Annotated in this window: 16 protein-coding genes; 8 read left to right on the top strand and 8 right to left on the bottom strand. The window is 72.4% G+C overall.

Annotated elements, in window-relative coordinates; all coding sequences use genetic code 11:
* Positions 1–89 precede the first annotated feature (89 nt).
* The 5 genes from FS532_RS08235 (at position 90) to FS532_RS08215 (ending at position 6,772) form a co-directional block, all read left to right on the top strand.
* Positions 90–1,031, top strand: coding sequence for a glycosyltransferase family 2 protein (locus FS532_RS08235; RefSeq protein WP_144752423.1), 942 nt, complete (start codon positions 90–92; stop codon positions 1,029–1,031).
* Positions 1,021–3,894, top strand: a complete 2,874-nt coding sequence (locus FS532_RS08230; protein WP_144752420.1) for a YfhO family protein — start codon at positions 1,021–1,023, stop codon at positions 3,892–3,894. Before FS532_RS08235 ends, FS532_RS08230 begins: the two co-directional genes overlap by 11 nt.
* Before the next feature lie 78 nt (positions 3,895–3,972).
* Complete coding sequence (gene rfbB, locus FS532_RS08225) at positions 3,973–4,959, top strand: dTDP-glucose 4,6-dehydratase (protein ID WP_144752417.1); 987 nt, start codon at positions 3,973–3,975, stop codon at positions 4,957–4,959.
* Positions 4,956–5,807 carry a dTDP-4-dehydrorhamnose reductase gene (rfbD, locus tag FS532_RS08220; RefSeq protein ID WP_144752414.1) on the top strand — a complete coding sequence of 284 codons (852 nt, stop codon included), beginning with the start codon at positions 4,956–4,958 and terminating at the stop codon, positions 5,805–5,807. Before rfbB ends, rfbD begins: the two co-directional genes overlap by 4 nt.
* On the top strand, positions 5,804–6,772 hold the full coding sequence (locus FS532_RS08215) for a lysylphosphatidylglycerol synthase transmembrane domain-containing protein (RefSeq protein WP_144752411.1): 969 nt from the start codon (positions 5,804–5,806) through the stop codon (positions 6,770–6,772). The genes rfbD and FS532_RS08215 overlap by 4 nt, the downstream gene beginning before the upstream one ends.
* A 129-nt stretch (positions 6,773–6,901) precedes the next feature.
* Here the strand turns inward: FS532_RS08215 and FS532_RS08210 are convergent, their stop codons facing one another.
* A complete protein-coding gene (locus tag FS532_RS08210) occupies positions 6,902–8,029 on the bottom strand; it encodes a glycosyltransferase family 4 protein (RefSeq protein ID WP_144752408.1) in 1,128 nt (375 codons plus the stop codon).
* Positions 8,030–8,143: 114 nt separating this feature from the next.
* Between FS532_RS08210 and FS532_RS08205 the strand changes: the two genes are divergently transcribed.
* On the top strand, positions 8,144–9,286 hold the full coding sequence (locus FS532_RS08205) for a glycosyltransferase family 4 protein (protein ID WP_144752404.1): 1,143 nt from the start codon (positions 8,144–8,146) through the stop codon (positions 9,284–9,286).
* Positions 9,287–9,311: 25 nt separating this feature from the next.
* Here FS532_RS08205 and purE read toward each other — a convergent pair whose 3' ends face one another.
* From purE to FS532_RS08185, 4 genes are all read right to left on the bottom strand, one after another.
* Positions 9,312–9,824, bottom strand: a complete 513-nt coding sequence (gene purE / locus FS532_RS08200; protein ID WP_440130706.1) for a 5-(carboxyamino)imidazole ribonucleotide mutase — start codon at positions 9,822–9,824, stop codon at positions 9,312–9,314.
* 9 nt (positions 9,825–9,833) lie between these two features.
* Positions 9,834–10,946 (bottom strand): glycosyltransferase, encoded by a 1,113-nt coding sequence (locus FS532_RS08195; protein ID WP_144752401.1) that lies wholly within the window; start codon positions 10,944–10,946, stop codon positions 9,834–9,836.
* Positions 10,947–11,238: 292 nt separating this feature from the next.
* Entirely contained in the window at positions 11,239–12,648 is a 1,410-nt protein-coding gene (locus tag FS532_RS08190) for a glycoside hydrolase family 6 protein (RefSeq protein ID WP_144752398.1), read from the bottom strand.
* Between the two features lie 91 nt (positions 12,649–12,739).
* Complete coding sequence (locus FS532_RS08185) at positions 12,740–13,876, bottom strand: 5-(carboxyamino)imidazole ribonucleotide synthase (RefSeq protein ID WP_144752395.1); 1,137 nt, start codon at positions 13,874–13,876, stop codon at positions 12,740–12,742.
* Positions 13,877–14,013: 137 nt separating this feature from the next.
* Here FS532_RS08185 and FS532_RS08180 point away from each other — a divergent pair, with 137 nt between their 5' ends.
* Together FS532_RS08180 and FS532_RS08175 are read left to right on the top strand one after the other, a co-directional pair.
* Entirely contained in the window at positions 14,014–14,547 is a 534-nt protein-coding gene (locus FS532_RS08180; RefSeq protein WP_144752392.1) for a GtrA family protein, read from the top strand.
* 39 nt (positions 14,548–14,586) lie between these two features.
* A complete protein-coding gene (locus FS532_RS08175; RefSeq protein ID WP_144752389.1) occupies positions 14,587–16,173 on the top strand; it encodes a DUF2142 domain-containing protein in 1,587 nt (528 codons plus the stop codon).
* Here FS532_RS08175 and FS532_RS08170 read toward each other — a convergent pair.
* From FS532_RS08170 to FS532_RS08160, 3 genes are read right to left on the bottom strand one after another with little or no spacing between them, the layout of a single operon-like run.
* Complete coding sequence (locus tag FS532_RS08170) at positions 16,170–17,477, bottom strand: UDP-glucose dehydrogenase family protein (RefSeq protein ID WP_144752386.1); 1,308 nt, start codon at positions 17,475–17,477, stop codon at positions 16,170–16,172. The genes FS532_RS08175 and FS532_RS08170 overlap by 4 nt on opposite strands.
* Before the next feature lie 58 nt (positions 17,478–17,535).
* Positions 17,536–18,087, bottom strand: a complete 552-nt coding sequence (locus FS532_RS08165) for a PH domain-containing protein (RefSeq protein WP_186321957.1) — start codon at positions 18,085–18,087, stop codon at positions 17,536–17,538.
* A gap of 4 nt (positions 18,088–18,091) precedes the next feature.
* Positions 18,092–18,943 carry a biotin--[acetyl-CoA-carboxylase] ligase gene (locus FS532_RS08160; RefSeq protein WP_144752380.1) on the bottom strand — a complete coding sequence of 284 codons (852 nt, stop codon included), beginning with the start codon at positions 18,941–18,943 and terminating at the stop codon, positions 18,092–18,094.
* Between the last annotated feature and the right edge of the window lie 32 nt (positions 18,944–18,975).

The raw sequence follows: 18,975 nt of genomic DNA, 5'->3' as shown, positions 1-18,975 counted from the left end.
TCATGGTCGTCACGCGCCGTTTGCCCCCGTCGCATAGGCTGTTCTGGTTCTGCGCCCCGCGACCGCCCGAAACGAGACCAAGCGAGCCTGTGAAGCTATTCGTCCAGATCCCCTGCCTCAACGAGGAGAACACCCTCGCCAGCGTCCTCGACTCGATCCCGAAGCAGATCGACGGCATCGACGAGATCGAGATCCTGGTCATCAACGACGGCAGCACCGACCGCACGGTCGAGGTCGCCAAGGAGCACGGTGTCCGGCACTTCGTGCACCACACCACGAACATGGGCCTCGCGCGATCGTTCCGTGACGGCGTCGACTACGCGCTCCTGCACGGCGCCGACATCGTCGTGAACACCGACGGCGACAACCAGTACCCGCAGGCGCAGATCGCGGAGCTGGTCCAGCCGATCCTCCGGAAGGAGGCCGAGATCGTCATCGGTGACCGCCAGACCCGGACGATCGAGCACTTCTCCGGCTTCAAGAAGCTCATGCAGCGCTTCGGCTCCTGGGTCGCGTCGCGTGCCGCCGGCCTCGACCTGCCCGATGCGGCGAGCGGGTTCCGCGCGTACTCGAAGTACTCGCTCATCCGGCTGAACATCGTCACCCGCTTCAGCTACTGCATGGAGACGATCGTGCAGGCCGGGTACAAGCGCCTCGCGATCGCGTCCGTGCCGATCACCACGAACCCGAAGACCCGCGAGTCCCGCCTGTTCAGCAACATCTGGCAGCACATGTTCCAGTCCGGGTCGGCGATCGCCCGCGTCTACCTGATGTACCGCCCGATGGCGCTCTTCCTCTGGGTCGCCGCCGTGCTCGGAGCGCTCGGTCTCTGGCCGCTGATCCGCTACCTGGTGCTCCTCGCGACGGACACCGGTGGGAACCACCTGCAGTCGATCATCCTCGGCGTCGTCCTCCTCATCACCGCGGTGCTCTCGGTCGTGATCGGCGTCGTCGCCGACCTCACCAGGCTCAACCGCACGCTCGCCGAGGAACAGCTCGACCTGCAGAAGCTCCAGCGCTATGGCGACTGAGCGCACCGCACACACGGACCGACTGGCGCCGGGGACCCGGTTCGCCCTGTGGATCCGCCGGCCGCGGTCCTGGATCGAGATCGCGGCGTGGGCAGCCCTCGCCGCCTTCGTGGTCTTCACGATCGGACCGGCACTCACCGGGCACGGGACCTTCCTCAACACCGGGCTGCTCAGCCGGTACACCCCGTGGGCGCAGACCCTCGGCGACAGCGTCACGTCGACGAACATCTACACGAGCGACCCGCTCGACTCGAACGCCCCGCAGACGTCGCTGCTCGCGACCCTCGCGCACCAGGGCGTCTTCGCGGCGTGGGACCCCTACGTCGCCGGCGGCACCGCCCTCGGGGGCGTGCCCGACTCCGGGCAGTTCTCGCCCCTGTCGCTGCCGTGGTGGATCCTGCCGCTGTCGTACGCACCCGGTGCGGTCAAGTTCCTCGAGATCGTCGCCGTCACGGTGGGCATGTCGCTCCTGCTCCGCCGCTGGGGCGTCACCCGTGCCGGCTGGCCGATCGCCTCGCTCGTGTACGCGTCGTCCGGCTTCATGGTCGCGTGGTCGAACTGGCCGCAGACCCGTGTCGCCGCGTTCATCCCGCTCGTCTTCTGGGCGGTGGACCGCGCGGCGGTCGAACTCCGCAAGCGCGACCTCCTGAGCGTCGGCGGCACGCTCGCCGCGATGCTGCTCGGCGGGTTCCCGGCGGTCGTCGGGTACACGCTGTTCTTCGCGGGCGCGTTCTTCGTCGCCCGCACGATCGTCGCGCACCGGAACTGGCGGGGCGTGCTGGGCAGCGCAGGGATCGCGGTCGGCGGCATCGTCGTCGGGGTGCTGTTCTCCGCGTGGCAGCTCGTCCCGTTCGCGCTCAACGCCCTGAGCGTCGTGGACTTCTCGGGTCGCGCACAGCGCGGCCCGAACGGCCTCGGTGCGTTCCCGCTCGTGACCGCCTGGGTGCAGGACATCTCGTTCGCACAGGCGTCGGGCGCGTCGTGGGGCGTGCGCAACCCGGTCGAGGAGTACTCGTACATCGGCATCGCCGCGGTCGTCCTCGTCGCCGCGGCCGTGCTCATCCGGCCCGCGGTGCGGCCCCTCACCGATCGTGTCCCCTCCCCGTTGGTCGCCCGACGCACGGTCGGGATCGTCGCCATCGCCACGGCGCTCCTCGCGTTCGCGATCGTCGTCGTCTACCTCGGCGGTCCGGTGCTCTCGGCCGTCCGTGAGCTCCCGGTCTTCAACAGCAACCCGATCGGCCGTGCGCGCTGCGTGGTGCTCTTCATCGCAGCCGCCCTCGCCGGCGTCGGCTTCGGTCGGCTCGTCGACGGGGACGACCTGCGCGCCGAGCTCGCACGCTTCCGGACGGCCTCGCCGCTCCGCCGCACGGGCCGCATCGCTGCGATCGCCGTCGTGCTGTTCGCCGCGGTGGGCGCGAGCGCGTTCACCTTCAACGCCCTCGGACACGTGCCGAAGGGCTACGTCCACCAGGTGAAGCTCGAGATCCTCGCGATCGGGCTCGTCGGGATCGGCACCGTGATCGCCGTCGGCCTCGTCTGGCTGTTCCGCTCCCGCGTCGTCATGGTCGTCGCGGCCTGCGCGGTCGCCGCCATGGTCGCCGCCCCGGCGGTCGTCGCGACGAAGCCGTGGTGGCCGATCGCACCGGCCTCCACGTTCTACCCGGACGCCCCGGCGATCGACTACCTCAAGGACCACGTCTCCGACCAGGACCGCTACACCACCACGGGCAACGCGACCATCCTCGGGGCGGCCTCGTACTTCCAGATGCGGTCCGTCACCGGTCACACGTTCCAGACGGCCGAGTGGAAGCAGCTCATGGGCGCCGTCGACCCGGACACCTACCCGACGGCGACGTACCTCACGCTGAGCCCGAACCTGATGCCCGAGCTCGCCGACTCCGGCATCCTCGACCGGCTCGCGACGAAGTACATGATCGCGGACCCGTCCGCGGTCATCGCCGGCACGACCGAGGCCGCACCGACCCGGACGACCTGGACCGACCTGACCGCCGATCGGTCGACGGTCGAGTCCGGCTCGGAGACGGGGCCGGTCAACGGCATCACGTTCACCGGTCCCCCGGCCACCACCCTCGCGCCGGGCGGCATGGAGCTGACGGTCTCGGCGATCGCCGACGGCTCGGGTGAGACCCTCGCGTCCACGAAGAGCTGGGTGCCCGGTCTCGGCGGTCCGCGGAACGTCGCCCTCGAGGGCTCGGAGATCCCGGCGGACACCGCCTGGCACCTCACGATCACGGTCACCGGCCAGAACTCGGTCGTCCCGATCGGGACCGACGACGACGGCCACGCGGTCATCAGCGTCACCCGCCCGGTCGCCGGCGACGGCGTCTCGGTCGTGCACACCGGCGACGCCACGATCTACGAGCGGAGCAACGCGCTCCCGCGCGTCCGCTGGGCCTCGAGCACGGTGGTGGAGAAGACGACGACCGGCCTGGTCCGGAAGCTCGCCGACCAGTCCCTGCCGGACGACACCGTCGTCCTCAGCGCGGACCCGGACCACCGGGCCGACCCGGACGGCACGGCGACCGTGTCGCTGCAGCCGAGCGACGTCAACTCGACGGTCGCGAAGGTCGACGCGACCGGCGGCGGGTGGGTCGTGGTCGCGGACTCGTTGCAGCGCAAGGGGTGGACCGCCACCGTCGACGGCGCGACCACAGACATGGTCCGCGCGGACAGCGTCGGCGCGGCGGTCTGGGTCCCGGCGGGGAAGCACACCGTCGAGCTCCGGTACCACACGCCTGGGCTCCGGGAGGGCATCGCGCTCAGCGCAGCCTCCGGGTTCACGGCCGCGGTCGTCTGCGCGTTCGTGCTGGTTCGTCGTCGCCGGCGTCGACTCCGCTGAACCGTCCGGTGTCCGTCCAGGACGCCGTCCCCTACAATCGTCACTCGTTCCGTCAACCGACTCCACAAGGGAGACCCCGTGAAGATCCTCGTCACCGGAGGAGCCGGCTTCATCGGTTCCAACTTCGTCCGCCGCACCCTGCAGGACGCCTACCCCGGCCTCGAGGGCGCCGACGTCGTGGTCTACGACGCGCTGACCTACTCGGGCAACCTCGAGAACCTGGCGCCGGTCGCGGACTCGCCGCGGTACTCGTTCGTGCAGGGCGACATCACCGACGCCGCGAAGCTCGACGAGGTCGTCCCGGGCGTCGACGCGATCGTGCACTTCGCCGCCGAGTCGCACGTCGACCGGTCCGTCCGTGACTCCGGCATCTTCGTCGAGACCAACGTCGTGGGCACCCAGCGTCTCCTCGACGCCGCACTCCGCCACGGCACCGAGCGCTTCGTGCACGTCTCGACCGACGAGGTGTACGGGTCGATCAGCGAGGGCTCCTGGGCCGAGGACCGCCCGCTCGAGCCGAACTCGCCGTACTCGGCGTCGAAGGCCGGCAGCGACCTGCTCGCCCGCAGCTACCACCGCACCCACGGGCTGAACCTCTCGATCACGCGCTGCTCGAACAACTACGGGCCGTACCACTTCCCCGAGAAGGTCATCCCGCTGTTCGTCACGAACCTCATCGACGACGAGCACGTCCCGCTGTACGGCGAGGGCAACAACATCCGTGACTGGCTGCACGTCGACGACCACACCCGCGGCATCGCGATGGTCCTCACCAAGGGCCGCGCGGGCGAGATCTACAACATCGGCGGCGGCACCGAGCTCACGAACAAGGAGCTCACCGAGATGCTGCTCGAGGCCACCGGCAAGGACTGGTCGTACGTCGACCGCGTCGCCGACCGCCTCGGCCACGACCTGCGGTACTCGGTCGACATCTCGAAGATCCAGGCCGAGCTCGGCTACGAGCCCCAGGTGCCGTTCGCCCAGGGTCTCGCCGACGTCGTGCAGTGGTACCGCGACAACCGTGCGTGGTGGGAGCCGCTCAAGGAGCGCGCGGCCCTCGCATGACCCGCTACCTCATCACCGGCGCGAGCGGCATGCTCGGCCAGGACCTCCAGCACGCACTCCGTGACGCCGAGGTGACGGCGCTCGGGCGGGCCGACCTCGACATCACCGACCCGGAGGCCGTCGACGCGGCGGTCGCGGGACACGACGTGGTCATCAACTCGGCCGCGTACACGAAGGTCGACGACGCCGAGACCCACGAGGCCGAAGCCCACGCCGTGAACGCCACGGGGCCGGAGCTGCTCGCCCGGGCCGCGGTCCGGCACGGCGCCAAGCTCGTCACGGTCTCGACGGACTACGTCTTCGACGGACACGGCACCGCGCCGTACGCCGAGGACGCCCCGACGGACCCGATCAACGCCTACGGGCGGACGAAGGCCGCGGGCGAGGCGCTCGTGCGCGAGATCGCCCCGGACTCGTCCTACGTCGTCCGCACCGCGTGGATCTACGGCGCACACGGCCCGAACTTCGCAGCCACGATGCTCCGTCTGGCCGGATCGCACGAGACCGTGAGCGTCGTCACCGACCAGGTCGGACAGCCGACGTGGACGGGTGACCTCGCCGCGCGCATCGTCGAGCTGGTCGAGTCGGACGCCCCGGCGGGCACCTACCACGGCACGAACTCGGGGCAGGCGTCCTGGTACGACTTCACCCGCGCGATCTACGCCGAGATGGGGCTCGACCCGGAGCGCGTCCTGCCGACGGACAGCGCCGCCTTCGTCCGCCCCGCTCCCCGACCGGCGTACAGCGTGCTCGGGCACGACGGCTGGTCGCGCGCCGGGCTCGCACCGATGCGCGACTGGCGTGACGCCCTGGCCGCCGCGGTGCAGGCGGGGGCGCTCACAGCGTGACCGACCCGCAGGACCGACCGACCACGCTCACCACCGACGACGAACCGGCCGTCGCCACCCGCGGGTGGCGACGCTGGGCCGTCAACGGCATCAAGATCGCGTTCCTGGTCGCGGTGGTCGTCGCGGGCGTCCTGTACGTCGCCGGCAAGTGGACCGAGGTCTCCGACGCGGTCGCGTCGATGAACCCGGTGTGGCTCGTGCTCGCGTTCCTCGCGGTGATCGTCGCGCTCGTCCTCTCGATGCTGTCGTGGATCGTCGTCTGGCCCGCGTTCGGCATCCGGCTGCCCGTGCTCCGCGGCGGCCGGGTGTTCTTCGTCAGTCAGCTCGGCAAGTACCTGCCGGGTTCGGTGTGGCCGATCGCTGCGCAGGCCCAGATGGCCGGTGAGGTCGGACTCGCCAAGTCGTCGTCCATCGTGCTCTCGCTGATCTCGATGCTCGTCTCGATCGCGACGGGCCTCGGGCTCGGTGCGGTCCTCGTCCCCTTCATCGACGTCCACCTGCTCGAGGACTACTGGTGGCTGCCGATCGTCGGCGTCGCGTTCCTCGTCTGCCTCACGCCGCCGGTGATGCGCTTCGGCGTACGGCTCGCGCTCCGGATCCTCCGGCGACCGGACGCGCAGTTCACCTACGGCTGGCGCGTGGCCGGGCAGAGTTCCGGCCTGCAGGCCGCGAACTGGCTGTTCGCCGGCGTGCAGCTCTGGCTGGTCCTGATCGGCCTCGGCGTCGACCCGGCTCGCAGCTTCGTGCCGTCGATCGCCGCGATGGCGCTGGCCTTCGCCCTCGGCGTGCTGCTCATCCCGTTCCCGGCCGGCATCGGCGTCCGCGAGTTCGTGCTCACCGCGGTGCTCGCGTCCGTCACCGGGGCGGGCGTCGCGGTCACCGCGGCGATCCTGTCGCGACTGCTCTACGCGATCGCGGACTTCGCCGTCGCGGGCGTCGCCGCCGCGATCCGCCGGCGCGCGTAGCGCGCACACGAGGGCGCGTCAGCTCACCTTCGCGATCAGCCACGTGCCGTCGGCCTGGAGGCACGGATCACGTGCGCCGATCGGCTCACGCGATCCGTGCCTCCAGGCCAGGGCAGTGACCGCGCGCGGTCAGCGCTCGCTGAAACCAGCGACCGTGTCCGTGTAGTCCGTCCACATCCGGTCCGACGCGTGCTGGTCGACCCCCGCGCGCAGACGCTCCAGCTCGCCGGGGCGGACGATGCGTTCGAGCGCCGCCGCGAGGGCGTCCACGTCGTCCGCGGGGACCACCAGACCGTCCACGCCGTCGTGGACGTCGAGCGCCAGCGTGCCGGCGTCGGACGCCAGTACCGGGGTGCCGAAGCGGTTGGCGAGCGCGACGTTGAACGACGACGACCCGGTGCGGTACGGCAGCGCGACGACGTCGAACCCGCGGATCATCGCCCCCATCTCCGCCATCGCGACGTACTCGTCGACGATCTCGACGCGGTCCTCGATGCCGAGCGAGCGGACCTGCTCGCGGTACTCCTCCACCGGCTGCCAGAACTCGCCGCGCACGACCACGCGGACGCCGGGGACGCGAGCGGCGGCCTCGATCAGCTGGTCGACGCCCTTGTAGTGCCGGACCATCCCGAAGAACCCGACTGTCACCAGGTCCGCGTCGGTGCGGTCGCCCGGCGTGGCCGGTGCGTCGTCGCCGGCCACGAAGTCCGGCAGTGGGAGCCGCGCCACGCGGACGTCCACGTCGGCACCGTCGCCGACGACCTGGCGTGCGAGTGCCGCCTGGTCGTCGCTGTGCACGAGGACGGCACCGTACTGGCGGTACATGGCGCCGACGAGGCGTTCGTCGAACCGACCCGGCTCGTGCGGCAGGACGTTGTGCGCGAGGACGACGCCACGGGGACGACGACCGGCGGCGACGTGCATCGCCGCGTAGGGCACCGCGTGGTACGGCGTGACGCCGGTCACCAGCACGACGTCGGCCTTCCGCATCGCGAAGCCGGCCCGGAGCCAGGTGAGCGGGTTGTACCAGGTCAACCGTTCCGTGGTCGACGCGAAGGGTTCGACCTCGGGCTCGGAACCGGGCACCCGGGTGGTGCCACCGCGGAGGAAGGACGGGTACTGCGCCTTCCACGACATCAGGTGCACCTGGTGGCCGGCCGCCCGCAACCGGTGCGCCACGGTGGTGGTGTGTGCGGCGATCCCGCCGGAGTAGGGGTGCGTCGGTCCGACGATGACGATGCGGAGAGAGCGAGGCATCGGACCAGCCTACCGGGGCGCGGTGCGCACGCTGGGCTCCCGGTCTGCCCTGGTATGGTCGGGTCCTCCGCGGACCGCCCCACCGTCCGCGACCGACGGAAGGACCGCCTCGCAATGACGACGCTCCGCGTGATCGTGGACCAGGTGGTCGCCCCCGTCCCTGGTGGCATCGGCCGCTACGCGGAGGAACTCGCCAGGCACCTCGTCGAGACCGCGCCGTCCGGTTGCGACGTCGTCGGCGTCGTCTCCGCGGTCGGCAAGGACGAACTCGACCACGTCCGTACTCTCCTCCCCGGCCTCGCCGATCTCGAGAAGACGGCACTTCCGCGGCGGGAGCTCTCGCTCGCGTGGCAGGGCGGCTTCGTCGGCGGTCTCTCGCACGGCATGGTGCACGCCCCGAGCGTGCTCGCGCCCCTCGTCAAGCACAACCGGTTCAGCGAACCGGGGCGGCAGACGGTCGTCACGGTGCACGACGTGGTGCCGTGGACGAACCCGGAGACCCTGACCCCCCGCGGGGTGCAGTTCCACCGTGCGATGGTCAAACGCGCCTGGAAGCACGCGGACGCCGTCGTCGTCCCGACCCACGCGGTCGCCGGGGCCCTCAACGAGATCCACCGCTTCGACGACCGGCTCCGGGTCATCGGCGGTGCGCCGAGCGGCCGGCTCCGCACCCCGGTGGACGCCGACCTGCGTGCTGACCGCCTCGGGCTGCCGGACCGGTACGTCCTCGCAGTGGGGACCCTCGAGCCGCGCAAGGGCCTCGGGGCGCTCATCGAGGCGATGGCGCACCCGGACGCGCCCGCTAACGTCCCGCTCGTGGTCGCCGGACCCGACGGATGGGGCGACGTCGACGTGTACGACACCGCCGAACGCGCGGGGCTCTCCCGCGACCGCGTCAAGGTCCTCGGGCGGGTCGACGACGCCGACCTCGCCGTGGCGTACGACCGGGCGACGGTGTTCGTCTTCCCGAGCTTCGCCGAGGGTTTCGGGCTCCCGGTGATCGAGGCGATGAGCTTCGGCACGCCTGTGATCCACTCCGACGACGCCGCCGTGCGCGAGGTCGCGTCCGACGCCGGGGTCACGGTGGCGCGCGAGCCGCGGGACTCCTACCCGGAGCGTCTGGCGCAGGCCGTCTACCAGGTCGTCAACGACCCGCTGCTCGCTGGGCAGCTCGCCGTCGCCGGACCGGACCGCGCGCGGATGTTCGACTGGACCGACTCGGCCAACGAGACCTGGCAGCTGCACGCCGACCTCTGACCCCGCGCGACCGCGCGGACGGCCGTCAGAGCGCGTCGCGCAGGCGCGCCGCCTTCTCCTCGACGACCTGCTCGAGCGCGGCGGCGTGGGCCGCGAGCCGCTCCGCCACGGTGGCGTCCGCCGAGCCGATGATCCGCGCCGCGAGCAGCCCGGCGTTCGCCGCTCCGTTGATCGCCACCGTCGCGACCGGGATGCCCGCCGGCATCTGCACGATCGACAGCAGCGAGTCGAGGCCGTCCAGGCGCGCGAGCTGCACCGGCACACCGATCACCGGGAGCGTCGTCATCGAGGCGACCATGCCCGGCAGGTGTGCCGCTCCCCCGGCCCCCGCGATCACCACGCGGATCCCCCGTCCGGCAGCGGCGCGGGCGAAACGGACCATCTTGTCGGGCGTCCGGTGCGCCGAGACGACGTCGGCCTCGTAGGGGATCCCGAGTTCGTCGAGGGTCTCCGCGGCGGCACGCATGGTGGGCCAGTCGGAGTCGGACCCCATGATGATCGAGACGAGCGGCTGGACGGGCGCGGCGGAGTCGGTCACGGCACGAGCCTAGTCGAGCAGCACGGCCCGCCAGGTGTCCCCGTCGGTGCCGATCGTCCGGTCGGTGCGGACCCAGCGCACGGTGGCGTCGTCGGCGACACCGGCATCCACGGCGGCGCGCACCGCGGTCCGCCACGCGGTGACGTCGTCCGGCACGGCCGTGATCCCGTGGTCCCGTGCGATCCGGTAGGACGGTCGGTCCGAGACCACGGCGGGCAGGCCGAGCGCGGTGTACTCGATGGCCTTGAGGTCACTCTTCGCCCGGTTGAACTCCTCGTCCCGCAGCGGAGCCACCCCCGCACGCCACCGGGTGCGGTGGTCGACGAGCCAGCGCGCGAACGCCGGGTAGTGCCCGTCCGGCACCTCCACCCGTCGGTACCAGTCGGCGGGTGCGTCGTCGGTGACGCCGATCACCTCGAGCCGGACCGGACGGCCGTCCGACGCGACCAGGTCGGTGAACACGTCGCGGAGCAGCGCGAGGTCAGCCGTGTGGGTCATCGTGCCCATGTAGAGGACGCGGTGTTCGTCGGTGCGCAGGTCGTCGTCGACGACGGGGTCGCCCGGCGTCCAGATGCCGGGGTCCAGCGCGTTCGGGACCACCTCGACCCGGCTCGCGAGCGGCCGGACCACCGAGGCGAGCTCTGCCGTGCTGACGACGACGACGTCCGCGCCCCGGACGAGCGCATCGATGGACGCGAGCCGGCTCGGGTCGTACTCGGCGCGCGCGAGGCGTGCCCGCCCGGACTCGGTGAAGAAGTCGTCGTCGACCTCGGCCACCACGCGGATCCCGCGGGCCTCAGCGGCGGCCAGGAACGGAGCGACCAGCACGACGGGCAGGGCGTCCCGCTGCACCAGTACGGCTCGGTAGTCCGTCGCGTCGCTCCCGTCGACGAACGTCACCGGGTCGACCTGCCGGACCGAGGCCCGCCCGCTGCCGGCGAGGTGTTCGGTCCGCCGGACGACCCGGACGTGCGCGGACGCCGGATGGGCGCCGCCGCCTCCGGCGACGACGTAGCCGACCACGGGGACCGGCGCAGCCGGGACCGCGGGCGGCGTCGGCGGGGTGCCGCCGAGGACACGGCGGAGACGCCTGACGGCGCGGCGGGCGAGATCACGCGGCATGCGGCCATTCTTCCGTACCGGGGTGCACGGCATGCACGCCGCACGCCGAGCGGGCAGAAGCGGCCGGTCCCACGCGCCGAACGAGACGAGAACCGCCCGCTCGGGTGAGCGGGATCGGACGGGAGGCACGGTGCGGGGCCGCCACGCGCCTCCAGTCAGACCCGCCCCGGCCCCGGCCACCGAACGGGCAGGACACGCCGCCCGCCGCGCGCAGAGCGGGCAGAAGCCGCCGGTCGCGCGCGCCGAACGGGACGAAAACGGCCCGCTCGGGACGACTGGCGCCGCCGGCCGGTCAGCGCACGATGACGGTCGCGCAGCCGATCGACGTGTCTCCCCCGCGCCCGATCCCGACGGCGGTCAGGCAGACACTCCGGCGTCCGCTCGGGACGGCGACCGTCACGGTGAAACCGTGCGACGGGCCGACCCCGTACACACGGTCGACGTCCGGTCGCGACGTCCTCGCCGCCGTCGTGCCGACCACCTTACCGGCGACGACGACGCGCATCGTCACCGCCTTGCTGAGGTCGTCGCGGTCGAACGCCCAGCCCGAGACGGTGACGCGACGGGACGCTCCCGAGGCGATGCGGTCGCGGTGCGCGGTCGGGGCGACCGCCGGCGCTGGGACGGCCGGAGTCGCCGCCGGTGCCGTCGCCTGGGTGCCGAGCTGCGCGTTCGCGACGAGCGCCTGCGCGAACGTGGACCACCACTTCCCCGCGGCCGGCCCGCCGTTGCAAGTCCCGTCGCTCGCGCCGGGCGTCTTCACCCACAGCAGCGCGTCGAGCCCGGTGCCGTCCGCGACGACGCGCGGCGAGGTCCCGAGGCCGGAGCCCGGACCGTTGCACCAGGTCCCGCGCCACCCGCGGCCGTTCCGCGAGGTGTCGACGACGTAGTGCGAACCCCCGGTCGCAGCGGAGACCTTCTCGGCGTACGCCTGCTCCTGTGCCGTCGGGTAGTAGTTCGCGACGTTCGTGAAGAAGCCCCGCGCCCGGCGCACGCCGGCACTGTCGAGCCGCGCCGCCATGACCGCGGGCGGCACCCAGTTCGAGTTGCCGGCGTCGAGGTAGGCGGGGACCCCGGCGGCCGTGAAGGCGTCGACCTCGCGCGAGAGGATCCGGTAACGCTGCTGGTCGAGCGTCGCGCTGCACGCGGCGTTGCTGAGCATCGCGAGGGAGTCCGGTTCGACGACGACGGCGGCCCGGTGTCCGGTCAGCCGCGCCGCGATCTGGTCGACCCAGGCGTCGTAGGTGGCCTCGTCGAACCCGCCGGCGGAGTACCCGCCGCAGTCACGCTGCGGGATCGCGTAGGTGACGAAGACCGGGGTCGTCCCGGTGCGTTCGGCACCGGCGACGGCGGCGTCGATCGTCTTCGTGAGCGTGGCGCCCTGGGTCCAGTCGCCGAGCCAGGTGGCCACCGGGTACTGGGCGATGGTGCGCGCCGCGGCGGCTCCGGCCGGGTCGCTCGTGGCGAGGGCGGTGGCCTGCCTCGCGGCTTCGCTGGTGTCCGAGCGGTACGGGCCGGCGCCGTAGAGGGTGGCGGCCGACGCGGACCGGATCGTCGCGGCGCTGACCGCCGCGGACGCGGTGGTGGGCGTCAGCGCCGCTGCGGTGAGCGCGAGGAGTGCGCTGAGCGCCCCGGTCGTGCCGAGCAGGGTGGTGCGGCGCATGACGAACTCCCGGGACTGGTCGACCTCTGACCCGTCCATGGGAGCACGCCGGTCACGACGGCGTCCACACGCCAGATCGGGTGCCACCCGATCAGGTGTCCGCGCTTCGGCGGACCGACGCCGGGCGGCGTCAGTCGTCGAAGTGCGCCGCGGCGGAGCGTGCCCGGTACGTGACGTCGTCGACGTCCTCGCCGATCACCGTCACGTGCCCGATCTTCCGGCCGGGTCGCGGGGCCTTGCCGTAGAAGTGGTACTTCGCCTCGGGGAAGGCCTCGAGCGCGCCCGGGTACCGCGCCGCGAGGTCGCCGTCCGCCGGGCCGCCGAGGACGTTGATCATCACGGCGACGGGCGCGTGCGCTCCGGTCGCGCCGAGCGGCAGGTCGAGGACGGCGCGGAGGTGCTGCTCGAACTGGCTCGTCGTGGCACCGTCGATCGTCCAGTGGCCGGTGTTGTGCGGGCGCATGGCGAGCTCGTTGATGAGGATCCGCTCGTCGTCGGTCTGGAACAGCTCGACCGCGAGCACCCCCGTGACACCGAGTTCGGTCGCGATGCGCACCGCGATGTCCTCGGCCACGTCGGCGATCCGTCCGGCGCTGTCCGGCGCCGGGGCGAACACCTCGGCGCAGACGCCGTCGCGCTGCACGGTCTCGACGAGCGGCCAGGCGACGACCTCGCCGGAGGGGCGACGGGCGACGGACTGGGCGAGCTCCCGGGTGAAGGGCACGAGTTCCTCGACGAGCAGTGCCTGCCCGCCGCCGGCCTCGGCGACCGCGATGAACCAGTCGGAGACGTCGGCGGGGTCGGACACCACGCGGACCCCCTTGCCGTCGTACCCGCCGCGCGCGGTCTTCACGACGGCTCGGCCGCCGTGGTCGTCGAGGAACGCCTGCAGCTCGTCGGGGTCCTGCACCGCGGCCCAGTCCGGCACCGGCAGCCCGAGCTCGGACAGGCGCGTGCGCATCGTGATCTTGTCCTGCGCGACGGCGAGTGCGTCCGGGCCGGGACGCACGGCGACACCGGCGTCGACGAGGGCGCGGAGGACGTCCTGCGGGACGTGCTCGTGGTCGAAGGTGACGACGTCGACGTCCCGCGCGAACGCGAGCACGGAGTCGACGTCGTGGTAGTCGCCCTCCGCGGTGGCCGCGATCGCCGCCGACATGCCCGGCCCCTCGGCGAGCACCCGGATGTCGAGTCCGAGCTCGACCGCTGCGGGCACCATCATCCGTGCCAGCTGTCCTCCACCGATGACCCCGACGCGCAACGCCATGCTGTGTGTTCCTTCCGTCGTTCACACCGCCCGGTGAGAACGCGCTGTCTACAATCGCTGTTCGGGTCGCCAGTGTGCGACCGCCGGTCGGCGAACGGAGCACGACCAGCGACAACTCTACGGACCATGGAGACACCGTGCGGCGACTGATTGCCCAGCTGGCTCGCTTCGGTGTCGTCGGCGCCGTCGGCTTCGTCGTGGACACGACGATCTTCAACATCCTGCGCGCGACGGTGCTGAGCCCGGACGAGGTCCACTCCGGACCGTTCTGGGCGAAGGTGGCGTCGACCGTCGTCGCGATCTTCGTCAACTGGATGGGCAACCGCTACTGGACGTTCCGCGACCAGCGCCGGAGCGTCGCGACCCGCGAGGGCGTCGAGTTCGTGATCGTGTCCCTGGGCGGCATGGTCATCTCGCTCGGCTGCCTCGGCATCTCGCACTACGTGCTCGGACTCACGTCGGCGCTGGCGGACAACATCTCGGGCAACGTGATCGGCCTGGTGCTCGGGACGGCCTTCCGGTTCTGGCTGTACAAGGTGTGGGTCTACCACCCCGAGCGGGGCGGCCGTCGGCCGGCGGACCCGACGCGCGCCGACGCAGCGGACTCCGGCGCCGGCACAGCGGACTCCGGCGCGACGAGCGCCGACGGCGAACGGGTCACCGCCCCGTAGGATCGTCGGGTCGCGTCCCCCGACCCAGGAGCACCACGCATGCACACCGAGCCCGTCGACGTCCATCCCCGGGTCGCAGTGTGGGAGCGGGTGACGATCGCGATCGTCACCGCCGCCTTCGCCCTCTGGCTCGTCGTGTGGGCGCTCGTCGTCCCCGTGTTCCAGGCTCCGGACGAGCGTGCCCACGTCGACGCGACCGTGCAGGTGGCCCTCGGCAACGCCTGGGCGCCGCCCGGCGACCTGCGGATCCTGAACGCCGTGATGGTCGCCCAGCAGCAGGAGGCCACGCAGCCCGCGGCCTCGCGGTCCACCGTCTCCGAACTGCTCGAGAAGGCACCGGGGACGTCGGAGACCGTCGACCAGATGACGCAGCACCCGCCGACGGCGTACCTCGTCGGGGCCGCCGCCCTCCGGCTGGCGCACTACGGCGACCTGCGTTGGGACCGTGCGGTCGAGGTCCTGCGGCTGGTCGACGTCCTCTGGGCGACGGCGCTGCCCCTGCTGGCGTGGGCGACCGTCCGCCGCCTGACGCGTTCCCCGCGCGCGGCCCTCGTCGGCGCCCTCGCGCTGTTCGCGACACCGCAGCTCGCGTCCATCGCGTCGTCGGTCTCGAACGACGCCCCCGTGATGCTGTTCGGGGCCGTCGTCACCTGGCTGGCGACGCGGATGCTCACCGGCGACCTGCGGCGGCGCACCCTCCTCGGCCTTGGCGTCGCACTCGGCGCCCTGATCTGGATGAAGGGCACCGGGCTGCCGGCGATCCCCTTCGTCGCCGTCGTGGTGCTCGTCGCCGGATCGGGAGCGGTGCCGTTCCTCCGTCGCGCGGGCCGGACGGTGGTGACGCTCGGGATCGCCGCGCTCGTCGGTGCCTGGTGGTGGCTGCACAACCTCGTCACGTACCACCAGCTGCAGCCGAACGGCTACGAGCAGTACCACCCGCCGATGCCGTTCCCGCCGGGCGAGGGCCCGAGCCTGCTGCGGTTCCTCGACGTCAGCTGGGGCACGATCACGCGGACGTTCTGGGGCAGCCCGGGCGGGAGCGCCCAGGTGACGATCGGTGCGGTGCTCACGGCCGTCCTCACGATCGTGGCGCTCGGCGTGGTCCTGGTGTGGGGCTTCCGACGCGGTCCGGAACGACGCGCAGTGGTGTGCCTGGCGGTGTTCCCCGCCCTGCTCGTCGCCGGGCAGACCTGGACGAGCGCGAACGCCTACCTGACGACGACGTTCGTGTCGGCCACCCAGGGCCGCTACTACTTCCCCGCGATCGTCTGCCTCATCGCGATCAGCGCGGTCGCGTGGCGTCGGATCCCGCGCACCGCCGGCGGTCGACGGGTGCTCGCCACGGTGCTCGCGGTCGGCTCCGTCGTCATCGGGTGGTACGGCCTCGCCGTGGTGGCGTCGTGGTTCTGGAACGCCGCCCGCGGTCCGGTGACGGCCGAGGGACTCACCCGCTTCGCCACGTTCGGTCCGGGCCCGGTGTGGTCGGTCGCCGTCCTCGTCGTCGCGACCGCCGTCGGGCTCCTCGTCGCCCTGGTCCAGGTGCCCCGCCGGACGCAGATCGGCGCCGACACCGTGCAGGAGCACGACGCCGACGCCGACGAGTGGGTGGAGCAACCGGGTCGCTAGCGGCCCATCCCCCGGTAGGTGAAGCCCGCGGCCGTCCAGGCGTCGCGGTCGAGGCAGTTGCGGCCGTCGATGACGACCGGGTTCGACACGAGCGAGGCGGCGACCGTGGGGTCCAGCTCGCGGAACTCGTTCCACTCGGTGAGGACCAGCACGAGGTCGGCGTCGCGGAGCGCGTCCGTGGCGCTCTCGACGTACTCGAGCTCCGGGTGCAGGCGACGGGCGGTGACCACGGCCTCGGGGTCGTACGCGGCGACCGCGGCACCGTGGCCGAGCAGCCGTGCCGCGATGTCGAGGGCCGGGGAGTCGCGGACGTCGTCGGAGTTCGGCTTGAACGCGAGACCGAGCACCGCGATCCGCTTGCCCGTGACGGCACCGCCGAGGACCTCCTGCGCCAGCTCCACCACGTGGTCACGCCGACGCAGGTTGATGGCGTCGACGTCGGCGAGGAACGCGAGCGAGTCGGGCACGCCGAGCTCGTTCGCGCGCGCCTGGAACGCCCGGATGTCTTTCGGCAGGCAGCCGCCGCCGAAGCCGAGGCCGGCGTTGAGGAACTTGCGGCCGATGCGGGCGTCGTGGCCGATGGCGTCGGCGAGCGCTGTCACGTCGGCGCCGACGACCTCGGCGATCTCGGCCATCGCGTTGATGAAGGAGATCTTCGTCGCGAGGAACGCGTTCGCGCTGACCTTGACGAGCTCGGCGGTGGGCAGGTCGACGACGAGGCGCGGGGTGCCCTCGGCGAGGGTCGTCGCGTAGACCTCGTCGAGGAGGGCGACCGCGCGCTCACCGGTCTCGCCGGCGGGGACGCCGTAGACGAGGCGGTCCGGGGAGATGGTGTCCTGCACGGCGAAGCCCTCGCGCAGGAACTCGGGGTTCCAGACGAGCGAGGCGCCGGGGACGGCTGCTTCGACCTCGGCCGCGAGACGAGCAGCGGTGCCGACCGGGACGGTGGACTTGCCGATGACGAACTCGCCCGCACCGAGGTGCGGCGTCAGCGCGGCGACGGCGGCGTCGACGTAGGTGAGGTCCGCGGCGCCGGTCGGGCCCTGCGGGGTGCCGACGGCGAGGAAGTGCACGCGGGCGCCGGCGACCTCGGCCATGTCGGTCGTGAAGCGGATGCGGCCGGACTCGACTGCCTCGGTCAGGATCTCGGGGAGCCCGGGTTCGAAGAACGGGGCTTCACCCGCGGCGAGCCGCTCGATCTTGACCGGGTCGACGTCGACCGCGACGACGTCGTGTCCGAGCTTGGCCATGGAGGCGGCGTGCACGGCACCGAGGTAACCGCAGCCGATGACAGAGATACGCACCCGAAGAAACTACCGGGTTCTCGTCGAACTTCCACCGAGTGCGATGGCACCGTGTCGGTCAGGGCCGGACGTCGCCCCACTGCGGCCGCTCGGGACCGCCCCCGACGATCTCGTCCCAGTCGGGTTCGCGGTGCCGTCGCCGCGCCTCGTACGCCTCCACCATGTCGTGGAGGACGGCGACGACCAGGTCGGCGTGCGGCACGTCCCCGAGCACCACGGCGGGCTCGTCCCCGGGGAAGACGATCACGTCGCCCGACCGGAACACCCCTTGGAGCCCGCGCCGTCGGACGGTCACGTCGTAGCCGCGCGAGTGCAGGAGCTCCCGGCGCGTCCGCGTCCCGAGGCCGTGCACGACGACGAGCCGCCGGGTGGTGACGACGTAGCGCTCGGACATCCACCGGAACAACGGCATCGCACCGCCGAGGAACACCAGGACGACCACGAGCGCGGCGACCACGGCGTTCAGCCACGCGAGCTGCGCCTGGAACACGCCGAACCCGAACCCGCCCGCGAGGGTCACGAGCACGACGAACACCGCCGGGCGCACGAGCCGGCGCGCGTGCGGCCGCAGGCGCGCGACCACGCGTTCGGGCGGCGGCTCGTCGGTCATGCCGTCATGCATACCGCAGGTGGGTGACGTCCCCCACTGCGACGCCCCTGGTGATGCCCTGTCGATCCCGGATCGTGATGCGGCCGTCGTCGTCGATGCCGGTCGCCTCGGCTTCCTCGGCCGTGCCGTCCGGGAGCTCGAGGCGGACATGCTGGCCGATCGTGCCGCAGGCCGACCGGACGCGGGACCGGACCGTCTCGGCGGCGTCACCGCCCGCGACCAGGGCGGCCACTGCCTCCAGGACGGCTCCGTGGAAGGCGACCAGCACCTCGTCGGCCAGGTCGGCGGCGTCGCCGTGCGCGCCGGCGACCGCCAGCGACGTGGACGTCGGTGTCGGGAGCCGGTCCGCGGGGATCGTGAGGTTCACGCCCGCACCGACGACGACGCTGCCGTCGGCGGCGACCTGGCAGAGGATGCCGCAGACCTTCCGTCCACCGATCTGGACGTCGTTCGGCCACTTCACCAGCAGCGCGCGCTCGTCGGCTGCCGGTCCGTCGCCGCAGACGGACGGGCCACGGAACGCGAGCACCCGTCCGATCGCGTCCCGCATCGCGGTGCCCGCGACGAGCGGCAGCCAGCCGCGGTCGCGCTCGACGAGGTCGGCGCGGACGAGCACGCTGACGGCCAGGGTCTCGCCCGCCGGCGCCGACCACGTGCGGTCGAGGCGGCCGCGTCCCGCGGTCTGGTGCAGGGTCGCGAGGACACTGCCGTGCGGCTGGTCGGCCGCGGCGGCGAGCAGGTCGGCGTTCGTCGACCCGGTCGTCTCCGGTGCCGTGAACACGGCACCCACGGCCTCCACGGCTGCGCGACTGCTCGTGAACCGCAGGGACGACGACGGGGACGCGGGTGTGGACATGCACGCAAATCTACGGGCAGGAACCGTGGGGG

The organism is Curtobacterium pusillum (assembly GCF_007673235.1).
GTDB classification, from domain to species: domain Bacteria; phylum Actinomycetota; class Actinomycetes; order Actinomycetales; family Microbacteriaceae; genus Curtobacterium; species Curtobacterium pusillum_C.
Note: the sequence above shows the minus strand (reverse complement) of the source record. Positions and strands in the feature narration are given on the sequence as shown.

What these genes read in the sequence shown, in the direction of transcription:
- rfbD (WP_144752414.1), top strand. Translation starts at nt 4,956, where the DNA reads ATGACCCGCTACCTCATCACCGGCGCGAGCGGCATGCTCGGCCAGGAC.
- FS532_RS08190 (WP_144752398.1), bottom strand. Translation starts at nt 12,648, where the DNA reads ATGGACGGGTCAGAGGTCGACCAGTCCCGGGAGTTCGTCATGCGCCGC.
- FS532_RS08175 (WP_144752389.1), top strand. Translation starts at nt 14,587, where the DNA reads ATGCACACCGAGCCCGTCGACGTCCATCCCCGGGTCGCAGTGTGGGAG.
- FS532_RS08230 (WP_144752420.1), top strand. Translation starts at nt 1,021, where the DNA reads ATGGCGACTGAGCGCACCGCACACACGGACCGACTGGCGCCGGGGACC.
- FS532_RS08195 (WP_144752401.1), bottom strand. Translation starts at nt 10,946, where the DNA reads ATGCCGCGTGATCTCGCCCGCCGCGCCGTCAGGCGTCTCCGCCGTGTC.
- FS532_RS08165 (WP_186321957.1), bottom strand. Translation starts at nt 18,087, where the DNA reads ATGACCGACGAGCCGCCGCCCGAACGCGTGGTCGCGCGCCTGCGGCCG.
- FS532_RS08185 (WP_144752395.1), bottom strand. Translation starts at nt 13,876, where the DNA reads ATGGCGTTGCGCGTCGGGGTCATCGGTGGAGGACAGCTGGCACGGATG.
- FS532_RS08210 (WP_144752408.1), bottom strand. Translation starts at nt 8,029, where the DNA reads ATGCCTCGCTCTCTCCGCATCGTCATCGTCGGACCGACGCACCCCTAC.
- FS532_RS08160 (WP_144752380.1), bottom strand. Translation starts at nt 18,943, where the DNA reads ATGTCCACACCCGCGTCCCCGTCGTCGTCCCTGCGGTTCACGAGCAGT.
- FS532_RS08205 (WP_144752404.1), top strand. Translation starts at nt 8,144, where the DNA reads ATGACGACGCTCCGCGTGATCGTGGACCAGGTGGTCGCCCCCGTCCCT.